The organism is Butyrivibrio sp. NC2002 (assembly GCF_000702265.1).
GTDB lineage: Bacteria > Bacillota > Clostridia > Lachnospirales > Lachnospiraceae > Butyrivibrio.
The window spans coordinates 707,251-723,291 of record NZ_KL370880.1 but is presented as its reverse complement, the minus strand read 5'-3'; the positions used below and the strand labels follow the sequence as shown (position 1 = coordinate 723,291).

The following is a 16,041-nucleotide window of genomic DNA, read 5'->3' as shown; positions in this document are numbered from 1 at the left end:
GCAATTATTAACAAATTCAAGGCAATATTTTTGTGCAAACGTAAGAAAAGAATGTGTAAAGAATATCGCTATCAAAATAGCGGCTCAGCTCCCTATCACTTCTTGCTCTAAAAAAAGGAATATCTACAAAAAAAGGAGAACGTATCGGCAAATACGCTCTCCTTTAAATCCTGACTTATTCAATTATCATTCTCTTGCAAACATCTTTTCAAGGTCCTTGGTCTTTATAAGCTTTATTGACTTAAATACCATACCTGCCTGTCCAAAGTAGAACTTCACATAGAAGTTGAAGCTAAATGAAGGATTGAGTTCCACTTCTATGGTCTGATACTCGGTGTCCATACCTGTAAGAGTAACTGTGCGGATCAGGTTATTATCCTGGAAAATCGACATTGGTACCTGTGCCATTTTAGGCTGTCCCTCAGTCTTTACAACCATCTCAAGCTTGAGCTGGCATCTCTTTGGAGTAGTAAGTACAAAGTTAGTTGACTTACCCTTCTCACAGGAAAGAAGCGAAGGATCTATCTCGGTCACATCTTTTTCAACAACAAGTTCATTAAGATCAAGAAGATCTGCATCTTCAGAAGAAATTGCTTCCTTAAGCTCCTTATCAAGTTCTGACTCCTCGCCAAGCATATGCTTGTAAACAGGTGCTTTGAGCAGGAATCTGCAGATATTATCTGCACTTCTTACCAGTTCACCTCTGGTAAGATTCTTAAGTTTCAGCTGAGAATCCAGGTTATCGTTGTTGGAATTATCTGCAGCAGAGGCATTTACCATGTTAAGATCGTTCTGCGCACGTACCTGCGCTGCAACGTTGTGGTAGCTGCCCTTCTGGTCTGCAAAATCATTGCCCATTGCCCACCAGTCTGTCATTACAATTCCGTCGAATCCCCACTCGCCTCTAAGTATCGTGGTAAGAAGGTCATAACTGCTTGAAGTGTAAATGCCGTTTACAGGTCCATAGGTACTCATGATTGCACGGGCATTACCTTCTTTAACTGCAATTTCAAATCCTTTGAGATAGATTTCTCTAAGCGCTCTCTCTGATGCAACAGAGTTAACATGGTGACGGTTAAACTCCTGAGTATTTCCTGCAAAATGCTTGATAACACCGGTAACATCATATTTATGCATACCACGAAGCTGTGCGGAAACCATCTTACCTGTAAGGATGGGATCCTCAGAAAAGTACTCAAAATTTCTTCCGTTAAGAGGGCTTCTGTGAATGTTCATACCGGGTCCAAGAAGAGCATCTATGCGGTTTTTTCTGAGGTCAAGAGCTTCCCAGGTAAAGAGCTCTTCATTTATAGACTCATCAAAAGTACATGCAAGGCAGGTTCCGTTGGGAAGTGAAAAAGCATGTGTTCCACAGTCCATGCGAATTCCGCTAGGTCCGTCGGAGCAGCCGGCTACAGGAATTCCAAGTTTTACAAGATTATCTGTAACACCTCCAAATGCTCCTGCTACTCCGGGAGTAACCTTGGGAGAGCACATTCCCTCTCCTCGCATCATTGCACACAGATCAGCATCTGAAATCTGAGCAAGGAATTTGTCCATAGAAACCTTTTTATCGGCAACGTCCTTTAGCTTGTAGCCCTTATCTCCTGTGTATGCAAGCGCCTTGGGGAGATTCTTATCTCTCTTTTTATTCGGATCAAGAGTTCTTACAGGCACATCTTCATAAGTTGTTGCAAAAAGCCCGCAAGCTTCCTCAGGTCTTATTCTCTTAAACTTTCTGACAGGAGCAAGTGCTTCCTCGCACTTTGCGATAACTTCTGTTTTGGCAACTTCAAAAGTAAATACTTCCTTTGCCTCTCTAACATTTGCCCCTGCAAATACCTTGTATTCGCCCTTTTCAAGAACATAGGATGACTTATGTCCGGCAAGTCCGCTGTCATCATAAGATGAGAACCAGTACTTTGGAATATCAAAGTCAATTACCTGCTTTTCACCTGCCTTCAGAATATCTGTCTTGGCAAAACCTGCAAGAACTCTTAAGGGTTTACCAAGTTTTCCCTGCGGAGCCTGAACATAAACCTGTGCAACCTCTTTACCTGCTACAGATCCTGTGTTTTCAACCTCTATCTCAAGTTTAATTCCTGAGCTTTTGTCATAAGAAGCTGCGTTACAGGAAATATCAAAATCAGTATATGAAAGTCCAAATCCAAAGGGATAAAGAACCTTATCTTTAGCGAAGGTCTCGAAATATCTGTAGCCAACATAGATATCTTCGCACTGAAGATTTTCCTTGTCTGAGCCAAAATTCTCTGTTGAAGGATAGTCTTCAATTTTTTCAGCGATGGTATCTGAAAGTCTTCCAGACGGATTAACCTTTCCGGACAGCACATCAAGAACCGCATTTCCGCCTTCCTGTCCTCCCTGCCATACATATAGAACTGCAGAAGGATCAAGTTCCTTTACCCATCTCATATCTATGATATTTCCGACATTTAAAAGGACCACTGTTTTTTTGAACGCCCCCGTAAGCTTCTTTATCGCATCTTTCTCAGTGTCTGTAAGAAGGATACTGCCGGGCTCGTTCTTGCTGTCCTGATCCTCTCCGGCTGTTCTTCCGACTATAAAGATCGCAGTGTCGGATTCTTTTGCTGCATCCTTTACAAGCTTGTCAGTAAGGGGCATTTCCTTCTGGAACCAGGGTTCTGAAGCCCATCCCTCGCCCACATCAAAAGGATTCTCCTCTACAAACTTCTCATAAGCCTCTCTGACTTTTTTGTTTAGCTTATACTTTTTAGAATCAAGAAGTGCTTCATATATTCCTACTACATAATCAACGTTTACCATTCCGCCTGAACCGGTACCGCTCTTGTAGTAATTCATCTGACTTCTTCCGAAAACAGCAATAGATGACTTATCAGCAAGCGGAAGCGCATTGTTATCATTTTTCAGCATAACAATACCCTCTGCTGCAGCTCTTCTTGCCGTCTCCTTGAATTTCTCAATATTCCATACTTTAAAACCCATAAATAACCCTCCAGTTTTAAATACACGCACCTGTACATTTTTTTGCGTATTACTTATGAGTTTAGTATTAATACAAGTAATTATCAACTTAAAAACAGGGCGTTTTTTTAATCATAGAAAAACAATTTCTTAATATATAAAAATAAGCCTATGTTTTCACATAGACTTATCATTAAAAAATACATTATTATGCAGCTTTTATCTCACTGACAATGCGATCCTCAGTGTCAATATAATAATCAAGGATAGCATCAAGGGTTGTAGCCAAAGCCTTGGTCCTTCTTCTTTCGGAAATAAGATCCAGCCATATCTTATCAAGAACAAGCCTTATCAAAATATAAATAACCCCATCAAGATTGTCCTTTACCTGCTCAAGCTCTCTTATATTGGTATTTAGCTCTTTTGCAGCCTGCTCAAGCTGGCAGATACACTTTTTAAGGACGTCAGGATCAACCCAGAATCTGGTATGTCCTCCATCCGCAGAACCGTTTTCTTTTTTATTTCTATTCCTTTTCTTATTCCGCTCAGCCTTCTTTTTATCATAGTAATATACCGCAGCATTAAGAATAAGAAGTCCTATAAGCCTCTTCAGAGCATCCTTCTCCTCATCTGTAAGATTGCCATATCCCTCCATAGCCTTCTTTAAAATATCCTTTAATTCCTTGGAATCCATATTGGCTATATCGTCGGCAACGCCCATTTTAAGAAGAGCATTTACAGCATCTTCTCTTTCTTCAGGACTCATCCCTTCGAGGGTCTCATCGAGAATCGTATCAAAATCTGCTGAACCTTCAGACTGAGTTCCCGGCAAAAATGATTCTCCGTCTTCTCCTGTTTTCCATGAAAAAGGATCATGTTCTCCCAAAGGGCCCGCATTTTCAAAATCATGACCTGAAGGGTCTGCCTGTCCTATCTTGGTCTCTCCAGGATGCTCATCAAGAAGTTTACCTATGGCAGCATTTTCAGTCATATAATTTGTCTGCTTATCATCAAGTTCGGAATAACCTTCCGCGTAATTTTCCTTGAATTCATCATTATTACCCGGACCATCATAATTATCCACGCGATCAACCCTGTCTCTAACATCCTTATCAGACATGGCATAAGCAGATTCTGCATCATTTCCACCCTTTGAATGACCTGTCAGATATATATGGTCAGCATCTGTATTTTTTAGATAATCCCTTGCTGCCTCCTGTGCGGTTGTACCATCAGGGTCATAAGCAAGCTCAAGGTCTTCCTGCCAGCCAAGCTCTGTTCCATCAGTACCTCGAAAAGCGACAACCGATGTATCATCGCCTATATCTATAGTCATTCCGGCCCATTGTCCATCCTCAGACATCTTTGTTGTCTCATTTGCACTCCAGTAATCATTACCGTTTAACGCTTCCATATTGGTAATTGTAGCATCTGCATATCTATCGCTGCTCTGAAGTGCCTGGAAGAATTTTTCCTGATCAGTGCCTGCTTTCACCTGCCCTGATTCCAGCATCTTGGTAGCATATTCACTTACTGTTACACCATTTTTCAGTTCGTCTTCTGTCCATGTAACATTTTCAAATTTAGAATATGACAGCTCCGCAAAAACAAGACCGTCAACTTCATTATAGTTCCCGCTATCGATCGGAGTGTCGTTGTTTTCAATATATTTTGTTAAATCCCCGCCATCTCTTGCCATTATTCATCCCCCAACGCTGACAAAACTTTACTATGTATAGTATCCCTGTCTACTTTTTTATCTTTACCTACATTTATGATCCTTCTCTTTTTCCCTCCATCAATACATACCGAAAAGCTATACCCCATACTCTCCAGTTTCTGCATGTATGAATTTAATGAATCTGTAACAGCTTCAGGATCATTTCCGTCTAAATATACATCTATGTTTATGCTGACATTTCCCTGTTTAACATAGTCCTCGCAGCTTTTAGCAGCTTCATCTCCCGTGCCTTCATATAGAAAATGTATATCTTTCACCCTGACATCAGCACCATCAAAAGCTACAGAATTCACTTCGTTTTCTATCTGCTGGCTATACAGGGCTTTTTCGTGTGTATCAAAATAATCCTTACCTTTTAGCGAAACATATGCCTCAAAAGTGTCCCCATATTCCATAGATTTAACGGTTGCCTTAAATCTGTAATGCTTAAATTCCTGGCCTGTATTCTCTTTTTCAAGTGAAACAATTTCAAACTCTCCGCCGTACTTTGTTTCAAGAGCTGATACAATAAATTCCTTTATCACATCATCGGATAAAGCCTTCTCTCCACATCCGGTAGCCATGAACATAAGCGCAGAAAGCAGTAGTATTATTGACTTTTTTGTTCTCTTTTTCTTCCCCTGTGCCATACGTAACCCCAATCTCCTTTTTTCATATTTACGAAATCTTATCTGACTTTATTATCATACACCATGAATATAACTTTTTTATCATTTTGCGACGAAATGCATTAATTTAAGGACGAAATGCAATAATAAAAAACGCGCCGGATTGATCACATCATCGACGCGTTTTTTACATTAGTTATAATACGAAAATACAGGGTAGCCCTTTTCGTCATATTTAATTTTCATAAGCATTGCATGTCTGTTTGGATTGTACAGAGGATCTCCCTCGATCACTGACTCTTTTCTTGCATGATAAACCATGATATCATTGCCGTCTTCATCAACGGTGAAGGAATTGTGCCCGGGTCCATAGATTTCAAGCTTCTCATCAGTTTTAAGTACGGGATACCTCTCCTTATCCCAGGACTTGGGATCAAGAAGATCTGCATTCTCATCTGCTGTGAGCATTCCCACACAATAGCAGGCACCTGTCTCACTTGCAGAATATGTCATAAATATCTTGCCGTTTTTCTTAAGTATTCCGGGGCCCTCGTTTACCCAAAAGCCTACTCTTTCCCAGTCATAATCAGGAGTTGTCAGAAGTACCTGAACTGTCTTAAGTTCATAAGGCGACTTCATCTCTGCGATATAGAGGTTTGAAATCTGTCTTCCGACGCTCACCTTCTCAGCCCAGATATAGTACCACTTTCCCTTGTTCTCAAATACTGTAGCGTCAAGTGAAAATGCCCTGAAGGAAAACTCATCATCCTCAGCACAGTGCATTTTTCCCTTCTCAACCCACTCATCATTTATGGGATCGCTGCCCTGACATTCGATAACATAGGGTCTTATCATCCACTTATCTTCGGCTGATCCTGCTGCAAAATATATGTACCACTTTCCCATAACAAAGTGCAGCTCCGGTGCCCAGATGTGCTCTCCCATGATTCCGTGCTCATGCTTTAACCAAATTGTGTGTTCTGTAGCATCCGCCAGTTCTGCCAGACTCTTTGCTCTTCGTAAAACAATTCTGTCGTATGCCGGAACAGATGCAGTAAAATAATAAAAGCCGTCATCAGCCTTTACCACATAGGGATCGGCTCTCTGTAAAATCCACGGCTCATTGTACTTTAGTTGTTTTTCTGTATTCATTTGTCTGTCACCCCATATAAAATATTCAAACAATCATTTCTTCATTGGGTTTATATTGTATTGAACTAGTTTATTATTTTCTAAAGTATATTACATTTTACTAAACTTTTCAAGATGATTATAAACTAAAAAAACTGACACCCGCAAAGGATGTCAGTTCTTAAAAATCATGATAAATCCAGTTTTCCTGAAATATAGTAATTATATTTCTTCTTTTTACAGTATTTCCTTATTTTTTCCGCAAGTTTTTTGTCTTTTGTATATTCCAGAAGGTAACACTTTTTTCCTGCACTCTTAACCAGTTTCAGATATTTCTGAAAGAACTTTCTCTCTGACTTTCTGTTTTCCCCGAACTTATCATTATCATAATCAATGATCCTGGAAAAAACAGACTCCTGATTGACTGCATCAAGGACTTCATTCAGATTACCGTTCCTGTTGTAGTACTCAGTAACATAAGTATCACCGCCATTTATAATGACTTTTCCCCGGCTCTTTAGCCCCTTCAAAATGGTTGTAAGACCAAGGTATTTCTCTTCGCTCTGATACTTATAATACACATCGGTGTTATCTACGAAAAATCCATCAACGCCTGTATCACTTATCTTCTTGCCCAGTTCATTAACTATAAATTCCTGCCATTTGGAAGATGATACATCAACCCACTTTTCATCGGGCCAGTTCTCATAGGTATCAAGCATGATATCACTGAATCTGTTGTAGTAGTCTCTATAGTTCTCGATGGCTCCTACATTTATATAGCTGTATACCTTATGTCCCTGCTTCTTTAGCTTTTTTATGTCCTTGTAAGTAAAGCCGTTCTGGACATCCAGGATTATCGTTTTGTAATCTTTAAATTTCTTCATGTCCTTTTTGCCATTGTTTACGGATAGGAATACACCATAGCTATGCGTAAATTTATTTGCCTTGGCACTAGCATCAATCCCGGGTATGTTTCCCAAGATCAGGACAACAGCCATAAAGATTATAAGTTTTTTTATTATCTTATACATTTATTTCCGCCCTAAGGCCCAGATCTTCCTTATTTGCATCAAGGATAGGTTTAACAACTTCTGCAAGGAATTTCTCAACCTGGTGTGCACTGCATCCTGTGTATTTTTTTGGATCCATGCACTCTTTGATCTTCTCCTCAGTCATATGGAAAGCGGGATCTTTTACTATCATTTCAAGGAGGTCATTATCTTTGCCTTCCTTCTTAACGTGGTCACCTGCTATCATGGAAAGCTCTCTAATCTTCTCATGAAGTTCCTGTCGGTTACCGCCAAGCTTAACTGCATCCATCATGATATTCTCTGTAGCCATGAACGGAAGCTCTGACATAAGGCGCTTCTCGATAACCTTGGGATAAACTACAAGTCCGTCTGTAACATTCATGCACAGATCAAGGATACCGTCTATTGCAAGGAAGCCTTCAGGAATTGAAAGTCTCTTATTAGCTGAGTCATCAAGTGTTCTCTCAAACCACTGTGAAATCTCTGTGATTGCAGGATTAAGCGTATCAACGATCACATATCTTGAAAGAGAACAGATTCTCTCACTTCTCATGGGATTTCTCTTATAAGCCATAGCAGATGAACCGATTTGCTTTGCTTCATGAGGTTCCTCAACCTCTTTAAGATGCTGAAGAAGTCTGATATCCTGGGCCATCTTAGTTGCAGAAGAAGCTATGCCTGCAAGGACATTGACAACCTTCATATCAATCTTTCTGCTGTATGTCTGACCTGAAACCGCCATACATCCGGCAAATCCCATCTTCTTAGCAAGCATGGGATCAAGCTTATCAACCTTATCAAGGTCTCCGTCAAAGAGTTCAAGGAAGGAAGCCTGTGTTCCTGTTGTTCCCTTTGAGCCAAGAAGCTTCATATTATCAAGCACATAGTCAAGGTCCTCAAGATCGATCGTAAAGTCCTGAAGCCAGAGTGAAGCTCTTTTTCCTACTGTTGTAGGCTGAGCCGGCTGAAAATGAGTAAATCCAAGTGTGGGCAGATCCTTGTATTCGTCTGCAAAAGCAGCAAGTGATGCGATAACATTAATAAGCTTCTTTCTTACAAGCTTAAGAGCCTCAGTCATAATGATTATATCTGTGTTATCACCAACATAGCAGCTTGTGGCACCCAGATGGATGATTCCTGCTGCCTTGGGGCACTGCTGTCCATAAGCATAAACGTGACTCATAACATCATGACGAACTTCCTTTTCACGAGCCTTGGCAACATCATAATTGATATCTTCGCTGTGTGCCTTAAGCTCCTCAATCTGCTCATCAGTTATGTTTAGTCCCAGTTCCTTTTCAATCTCTGCAAGAGCGATCCACAGTTTTCTCCATGTTTTGAACTTCATGTCCTGTGAAAAGATATATTGCATCTCTTTGCTTGCATATCTCTCTGAAAGTGGGCTTGTGTAACGATCTGTACTCATTTTCTCCTCCTATGTTGCAACTAAACTAACTTAAGAGTTTTATTTTAAAACTCTATAAATGCCGCATAACATTATAACGTATGCGGCATATTATAACTATACATTATGAAAAAAAATTTTGTTTTTATGATGAAAACCGGGAATCTAAGCATCCGGATACCTGTTCTCATATCTTGAAACCATATCAAGGATTTCCTGTCTGTAAACAGGATACTGTTTTACAAGATCCTCCACTTCAGCCTTGGCATTGCCCGCAACCACTTCTCTGTTATAGTCCATCTGTTTTCTAAGTGACTGCCTCTGCGATACAAGTGCATGCCTTATCTCAACCTCTTCATTGTGATTGACCAGTGCTATTGCCTGATGGATCCATATTTCAGGATCCTTTATCCTGTATTTTCTTAATTCAAAAACAAGAGCTCTCTGATTTACATTAAGCTGTTTTGCAGCTTCTGCATATCTTTCTCTCTCTGCCTTTTCCTGCAGGTACTTGTTGTAGAGCTGAAAAAGCTGTTTTGAATTATCTACTCCGTATTTCAAGCACTCATAGTCTATAAGATTTCTATTGTTTACGTATCTTATCTTAACCGTATTCTGAAGCTGTATAATTCTTGCGATAGTATTAAGGACGACCTTCTTCTCCTTTCTTGACTCATGTATCTTCTGGTTGAGCGCCATAAAAGACAATGAAGCAACAAGGATTGCCACCATATATCCGTAGATAACATTAAGATCAAGCGCTATTGACAATGCAAGAAGTACTACTGTTATAACCCCAAGTGCCACAGCAACGACGATCATCAGCTTTTGCATATTGTCATTTGATATCTCTATTTCAGCCCTTCTGTATTCCTGAGCCTGCCTCTCTGAATCAAGACGCCTTAAGTCATTCTTTACCTTTTTCTGATATTCTTCCGCTTCCCTAAGACTCTCTACACCTTTTTTTACGCCACTTTCAAGGCGCTCCATCCTCTCGAACTCCGCATCTGACATTCTGCTTTTGCGCTTATTGAAATTCTTCTGCATGTCTTCGCTGTCAAGAATTCGCTCAGCACATCTGTTTACTTCAGCTCTCTGCTCCGGAGGAAGCGCATCTATCTCCTCCATATCTCTTAGATGTGAGGTTACGACACGATACTCAAACTGAAGAGATTCCAGGTCTTTGCTGGCCTCAGCCATCTGCTGAAGACAGTTTTCAACATACTCTCTTCTCTGAACCGGATCATCCATATCTATATCTTTTCTGGTATAGACGATGTCATTCCAGTTTTCTATCTCGTGTTGGTTAGATCTGTCTGCAACACGACTGTCTTTTTTTCTGAATAAATCAAAGAACCCCATCTAATCTCCCCAATTTTTTCATATAATCCGCTTAATGCGCATTTATTTCACAAGGTCTCTGTACTCTGCCTTCATGTCCTCGGTTATCTTATCTATTTCTTCATAATATTCGCTCATCTTGGAGCCGCTTCTGTATAGCTCTATGCTTCTGAGCTTGATATTTGCTCCGCTGGCATCATAGAGGTCACTTGCTTCATCCATTCTCTGCTCAAGCTTAAGAGACAGAGCATGTGCCTCTTTGTGCTCTGATACAAATGTCACATATTCACGTTCGTCAAGCGTCATCCTTTTACTTGCCAAAAATCCAAGATATGACTCATCATCCCCGCCATCTTCCCATGCTCTGTAGAAGAGTTCCCCGGCTCTCTCATACATAAAAAGATGTGCATACATGACCGCTTCATTGTGCTCAATCTTAGCCTTAACATTTTTATCCATCTCAGGCATGTGTCGCCACAGATATTCATACTCGTCAAAAGCCTGCTGGAGATGTCCTTCCTTCATAAGATACTCTGCTCTGGACATTCTCTTTTCATAGATGTCCATATCTGCATTTCCCCTAAGGACATCCTCAATCCTCTGTACTTCATCTTTGGGAAGATAACCGACATAATCCATTATCATGCCCACAAATGATGCTGCAGAGCAATTGTGAATAAGCATGGTCCTAAGCTCATCTGATAGCTTAACAAGCCCCAGCTCATTGCCGATCCAGTCAACCATATCCATCTCAAAAAAGTCTGTGTCTATCATGAAGGCGTTTTGGGCTATGCAATAGCACAGCTCCTCTATCGAGTAGATTCTTCGCCCTATTTTTTCAAGGTAGTAGGGTCTTTTCGCATACTGCCCTACGCACAGAATAATTCCGCTCATACCGATATTTCCTCTGTAAAGGTCTGACCTGATGATTCAAACAACTCACCAAATCCCATATCTTCAATGTGTAATACAACTGTCTTTGACGACTTCATAGTCAGATTCAGCCTAAGTCTTGTAGTTCTGGCAGGTCTCATCGGAAGAGAATCCATCTCTATCCTGTGAATTCTCTTTTCACCGCCTGTAAGAGGAGAAACGATTATCTCCAAAAAAGCTTCAAGTTCCAAAATTATATCAAGGCTCTTTTTGACGTCATACCAGTTTTCGCCTGCATCAAGAAGCGCATGATATACTTCTTTTCCCTGCTTTTTGACCATGAATCCCAGATTGGATTTAAGCTTATCCTCATCAAGAAGCACGTATTTATCCAGTCTTCCGGAAGGGCCGACCTTTTCTCTTGCAGCAATACTTGCACCTTTACTAAAGAGATTATTCCCCTGGAAAACACGTCTTGTTCTGCACAAAAACTCAAGAGACTGCTGCATCCACTGTTCCCTGAATCCCTCACCAAGGAGAAATACCGAGCTTACAATCCTGCCGTCCATATATCTTGAACAGAATTCAAGAAACTTTTCATCAAGCTTCTTTATCTGCTCTCCCTTTCTCTCTGGATTACTTGAAAAAGCTCCCTCGGGAAGTGCCATCCCGTCGTAAGATGTTTTCTCTATGGTAACAACTATGGGAGACGTTCTGTGATTTAGCTTCATGTCATATACAGTCATGCTGCCAAAATTAAAATCACAGGCGGTAGATGCATGAGTTATGAGATCCTCCGGCTGATAGAGCATATAGTTGTAAAGGCTGTCTTCATAGCTCTGATAAAAGATATTTTTAACCGGAAGCGCTAGTGCACCTGTCACCTCAGATAGAACCTCGATCATCCTTGCGTCCATGGTTCCTGTGGTAAACACTATTGCATCAACCATATCCATAGACATCTCCATGGATAAAAGAGACAGTGTTCTTTTTATGAAAAGAGTAAGCAGCGAAACAGGATCGTAGCCTGTTCCGTCAACATCCACTCTGTTTCCGGATCTGGCTCTTTCAATGAGATGGTCCACTCTGATTCCGGCTTCGTTTTCTATTTTGGAAAGCGCATCCTTTCCGTAGAACCACTGGTTAACCTCTGCTCTCTTGCATAAAACCGTAGGTATGTTATAGCTCTCAGCTCCTGCCAGAGTTGATAAAGTCTCCGGAAGGTCTGAATCCGAAGCAAGGAAACTGATCTGCGAAGTTTCCTCCCCCAGATCGTATCCAAGCACATATCTTCTTGCAGTTTTTCCCTCCCTAAGTAACGACATTACTTACACATCCTTATATCATTCTAAATAATTTGTTTGTAATAAATCTCTTCTTATAATACTCAGCCAGAAGCTTGTCTACTGTGTCATAATCCTGAAGAGTTTTTCCTATCATGATGTCATTGATAATAGAATATCTGCCTGTAATCATATCCTGAACGATATCGCTCTTTGATAGCATTCCACTCTCTGTCAGTTTCTCTCCGCGGCCGCCGTAGCTCTCCTCGGTAATGTAGTACTGAAGCTGCTCTCCAAAGAACAATACAAAAGAAACATCATAGATACCGGGGTACATCTCCTGCATCTGAACTGTATGATATTCTCCGTCGTCCTCTGCGCCGCCCAGGTAGTGGACGATACACTTGGTTCCAGGCATCGTGCGATATTCAATTATCGTCTTATCACAAAATCTCTGCATTTCCGGAAGTTCTCCAAGATAATGCATAAAAAATGAAAAGTACATATTCTGAGAAAGCAGCGACTTAAGGAATTTTGCTACTATTTCCTTGTCGGGTCCTGCGTTATCCCTGTGTGTTTCGGTAAAACTCATAAGGTATGCCATCTTGCATACATCAAGGAGTTCTTCGCCCTGCTTTTCAAGTGCAGCTATTCTCTCAAAGATATAGCTGTCAGTTATCATGTTATAGACAAAATAGTCGTGAGCTGCCTGGGTAATAAACGCTTTCTCCAGATCATCTCCACCGCCGCTTCTCATAACATATCCTCTGAAAAGCGAAATCTTGTCTCCTATATGTGCACCCGTATAAAGGATCTGTACCAGAATCCTCTTTGTAAGGTCAAAGGTATCTATTCCGAAGGAATTAGCTGCCTTCCACAGATCCCTCATTTCTCTTACAGTTCCGCTATAATTGGCGCACAGATAAGTAAGAAGCTGTTCATCATATTTGGACTGTTTGAACGAATACCATGCGATCCTCGAATTGTACTCGCTATTATCAAACATCTCCTTATCCATAAGTCTTCCGCACATACGCATTACTATTCTTGCATCCAGTTTATATGTGCCAAAGTTTTTTATAAGGTCATAGGCTTTGTCGTAATTCCCCGACATTACCATAAGTTCAAACATGCCTGCTCTGTCGGAAGTCGGCAGATCCATCAGCTGTATCTCATCCATATACTCTGAGAGCTGTCTCTCAAAATCATTATCGTAATAGAATCTGATAAGGCTCTCTCTGATCCTGCTCCTGCACGTTTTCCTGAGCATATCCGACTCAGCCAGTTCCCTGTATCTGCCTACATTTTCCATGGTGATAGTGTAGGTATTTTTCTCAAGCTCGCACAAAAACAGCTCCAGACTCTCAGGTCCTTTTTGAATATACGGTATCGCATATTGACCAAGGTGTCCTGCAAGCATCAGTTTTTCATTCTCAAAAGGAATGCCTTCCGCATATCTGTTGCCGTGATCATCCTCCAGGAAAACAGCATAGTCGGTGCCGTAGAGAGGCACATAAGCGACGCCATTAACCAGTGGATATTCAAGGCTCTCCTCAAGCTTGTCATATACTACAATAACTTTTTTCATGCGCTTGTCATCGGTTCTTATCATGTTGCTGTAAAGAACACGAAGCACTTTATCGCAGTTGCTGGCATCTACCATCTGCCTTGTCAGCATATTCCTGTAGAGATATCCCAGGTCTCTGTTTATCCTGCCTTTATCAAGCTGCTCCAAAAGGAATTTCTCGATCTGCAATCTGTATGAGTCAAATATGTCCGGATACTCATCCCTGTGCTCATGCAGGTATCTATACAGGATAGCATTCTTCTCATATTCAAGATCACTTTGATATGAGAAAAACATAAGGACCATCTTGGATATATCACATGGTAAAAGCCCATCCTCGTCCACATAGATGGATGCCATGTAATACTCATAAAGCCTTGTAATGTGGATCTCATTATCAACGCCCTTTGCATACCAGTCAAAAGCCTCAGGATCAGTACGATTGCCCTTTATAAGCAGCGAACACACCGCTTCAAGAGAATCCTTATCCTGCCTTAACTCGTTGCACTTCATCAAGATCCTGCAAAGTCTCTCGTTGTAATATCTTGCCCTTTGTCCGATATAAACAGCCTGGTCGATCACTACCGGCGCAAGCATATCCTTTTTAGCTCCATACTCCAAAGTATAGAGTTCAAAATCGCTTAGCTTGGAGAGCATTGTAGGTGTTTCCTGTATTGTATTTAACGCTTCCAGATACAGGATCGGGCTCCTGCAGCCGTGTTCAAACTGCTCCTCCAGCATAAGCCATTTGCTGGTCGGACTACTCAGATATCTCTCGGAGATAAAAAGAAGGAGCCAGGCTATTCGCCAGTTGTCGGGATTTCTTGAAAAAATTCCCTCCATCTGTCTTGTCACATCATTTATCACAGACTCTTCCCTGCTTATCAGCGTAGTCAGATATAGGTAGTAGCAATACAGAGTGTCATCACCCGTATGCTCATCCTCTAGAGAATCCCTCATCTGATCCAGAATCCACTTGCCCTCGCTCTCTCTCGATGCAGTTATAAGATACTGAGCTGTATATAGTCTGAATGCAGGATCTTTAGGATCTGTCGCATTCATTTTATTTACCAGTTTTCCGCTCTCAGACAGCCACTCTCTGGAGCCTATCTTCTTGCTCCTGAAATTCTCATAAAGATTAACAAGAGAAACAATAAGCTTCTTTTTCTCCATCTCAGCAGCGGACAGATGTGATATTCCAAGATTGACTCTTACTGTCACAGGAATCACAACTTCGTTATATGCGCTTCTGAAAATCACCCTGCCATAATTATTTCCGTCATGGAGTTTTGAAGAATCCACCCTAAACTTGTAATAACAGTTATTCCCAAGAAAATCATTATCCGTTAGAATGTATGTGTCAGAAGATAAAAAGTCTCCGTCGAATTCCACCTCCAGATGAGTATATCCCCAGCCGTTTCTCGCAAGCATTACTGTATGCTCTGATACAGCAGACGGATTGTCCACTTCAACAATGGTTCTGTCCGGAATATAAGTGATCGGCTGTTTCTTTTTTATGGAGATAAGGAACTCTTCCATGTTGGCATCTGACATATTAATAGCAGAAAGTCCCCTGTAGAGGCTCTCGTACTCAGAGTCATTATCAGAAAAAACTTCTATGAATTCATCAGAATAAAACAGCTTTCTGGCTTCATCCCAATCAGTCTTGGCCAGATTGACAAAGTGAAACATGTTTCTGATGGCACCCATGCTTGACATCACATGACTTATCTCTACATTAACGACAAAAGGAAGCTGATACTCTCCCTGGTTGGAGATCACGTTAAAGTCTCCTTTGAGCACATCTCCGGCACTTAAGCCCTTGCCGTTAAATCTGTATGCCACTTCAAATTCCGATCCTGAAAATTCAGCGGTTATTATCTCCATTCTGATTTCAGACGAAAAAATAGACCCCTGCACAACTCTGTCCCTGGGGCCATACAAAGTAAAGCTCCCCTCACAAACCTCCCCCGGTTTAATGTTTAATTCCAGGCGAGGCATAGAGAAGCTTAAATTTCTCTCATAATATTCAAACTGACCTTTAAGCAGACGCTCAACAATACTATTCACACACTCAAGTCCCCAAAAATCATA

10 protein-coding genes are annotated in these 16,041 nt (G+C 41.0%); all 10 read right to left on the bottom strand.

Going from position 1 to position 16,041, the window contains the following annotated elements; all coding sequences use genetic code 11:
- Window positions 1–186 precede the first annotated feature (186 nt).
- On the bottom strand, window positions 187–2,985 hold the full coding sequence (locus tag T543_RS10245; protein ID WP_035768085.1) for a glycoside hydrolase family 3 protein: 2,799 nt from the start codon (window positions 2,983–2,985) through the stop codon (window positions 187–189).
- A gap of 187 nt (window positions 2,986–3,172) precedes the next feature.
- Window positions 3,173–4,663: an Mbeg1-like protein gene (locus tag T543_RS10240; RefSeq protein WP_035768083.1), complete on the bottom strand. Its 1,491-nt coding sequence runs from the start codon at window positions 4,661–4,663 to the stop codon at window positions 3,173–3,175.
- Entirely contained in the window at window positions 4,663–5,334 is a 672-nt protein-coding gene (locus tag T543_RS10235) for a hypothetical protein (protein ID WP_035768081.1), read from the bottom strand. The genes T543_RS10240 and T543_RS10235 overlap by 1 nt, the downstream gene beginning before the upstream one ends.
- A 171-nt stretch (window positions 5,335–5,505) precedes the next feature.
- Complete coding sequence (locus tag T543_RS10230) at window positions 5,506–6,465, bottom strand: family 43 glycosylhydrolase (protein WP_035768079.1); 960 nt, start codon at window positions 6,463–6,465, stop codon at window positions 5,506–5,508.
- A gap of 167 nt (window positions 6,466–6,632) precedes the next feature.
- A complete protein-coding gene (locus T543_RS10225; protein ID WP_035768077.1) occupies window positions 6,633–7,478 on the bottom strand; it encodes an endo alpha-1,4 polygalactosaminidase in 846 nt (281 codons plus the stop codon).
- On the bottom strand, window positions 7,471–8,904 hold the full coding sequence (purB, locus tag T543_RS10220; RefSeq protein WP_035768075.1) for an adenylosuccinate lyase: 1,434 nt from the start codon (window positions 8,902–8,904) through the stop codon (window positions 7,471–7,473). Before purB ends, T543_RS10225 begins: the two co-directional genes overlap by 8 nt.
- Before the next feature lie 144 nt (window positions 8,905–9,048).
- On the bottom strand, window positions 9,049–10,245 hold the full coding sequence (locus tag T543_RS10215; protein WP_035768067.1) for a hypothetical protein: 1,197 nt from the start codon (window positions 10,243–10,245) through the stop codon (window positions 9,049–9,051).
- 42 nt (window positions 10,246–10,287) lie between these two features.
- The gene (locus tag T543_RS10210; protein ID WP_035768065.1) at window positions 10,288–11,118 is read right to left on the bottom strand and encodes a hypothetical protein; all 831 of its coding nucleotides are present in this window, start codon (window positions 11,116–11,118) and stop codon (window positions 10,288–10,290) included.
- Window positions 11,115–12,422, bottom strand: a complete 1,308-nt coding sequence (locus tag T543_RS10205) for a DUF5716 family protein (protein ID WP_035768064.1) — start codon at window positions 12,420–12,422, stop codon at window positions 11,115–11,117. Before T543_RS10205 ends, T543_RS10210 begins: the two co-directional genes overlap by 4 nt.
- Window positions 12,423–12,435: 13 nt before the next feature.
- Window positions 12,436–16,017, bottom strand: a complete 3,582-nt coding sequence (locus T543_RS10200) for a DUF5717 family protein (protein WP_155843225.1) — start codon at window positions 16,015–16,017, stop codon at window positions 12,436–12,438.
- Window positions 16,018–16,041 lie beyond the last annotated feature (24 nt).

Coding starts and splice junctions, on each gene's coding strand:
- purB (WP_035768075.1), bottom strand. CDS start 8,904: ATGAGTACAGATCGTTACACAAGCCCACTTTCAGAGAGATATGCAAGC.
- T543_RS10210 (WP_035768065.1), bottom strand. CDS start 11,118: ATGAGCGGAATTATTCTGTGCGTAGGGCAGTATGCGAAAAGACCCTAC.
- T543_RS10245 (WP_035768085.1), bottom strand. CDS start 2,985: ATGGGTTTTAAAGTATGGAATATTGAGAAATTCAAGGAGACGGCAAGA.
- T543_RS10215 (WP_035768067.1), bottom strand. CDS start 10,245: ATGGGGTTCTTTGATTTATTCAGAAAAAAAGACAGTCGTGTTGCAGAC.
- T543_RS10240 (WP_035768083.1), bottom strand. CDS start 4,663: ATGGCAAGAGATGGCGGGGATTTAACAAAATATATTGAAAACAACGAC.
- T543_RS10205 (WP_035768064.1), bottom strand. CDS start 12,422: ATGTCGTTACTTAGGGAGGGAAAAACTGCAAGAAGATATGTGCTTGGA.
- T543_RS10230 (WP_035768079.1), bottom strand. CDS start 6,465: ATGAATACAGAAAAACAACTAAAGTACAATGAGCCGTGGATTTTACAG.
- T543_RS10225 (WP_035768077.1), bottom strand. CDS start 7,478: ATGTATAAGATAATAAAAAAACTTATAATCTTTATGGCTGTTGTCCTG.
- T543_RS10235 (WP_035768081.1), bottom strand. CDS start 5,334: ATGGCACAGGGGAAGAAAAAGAGAACAAAAAAGTCAATAATACTACTG.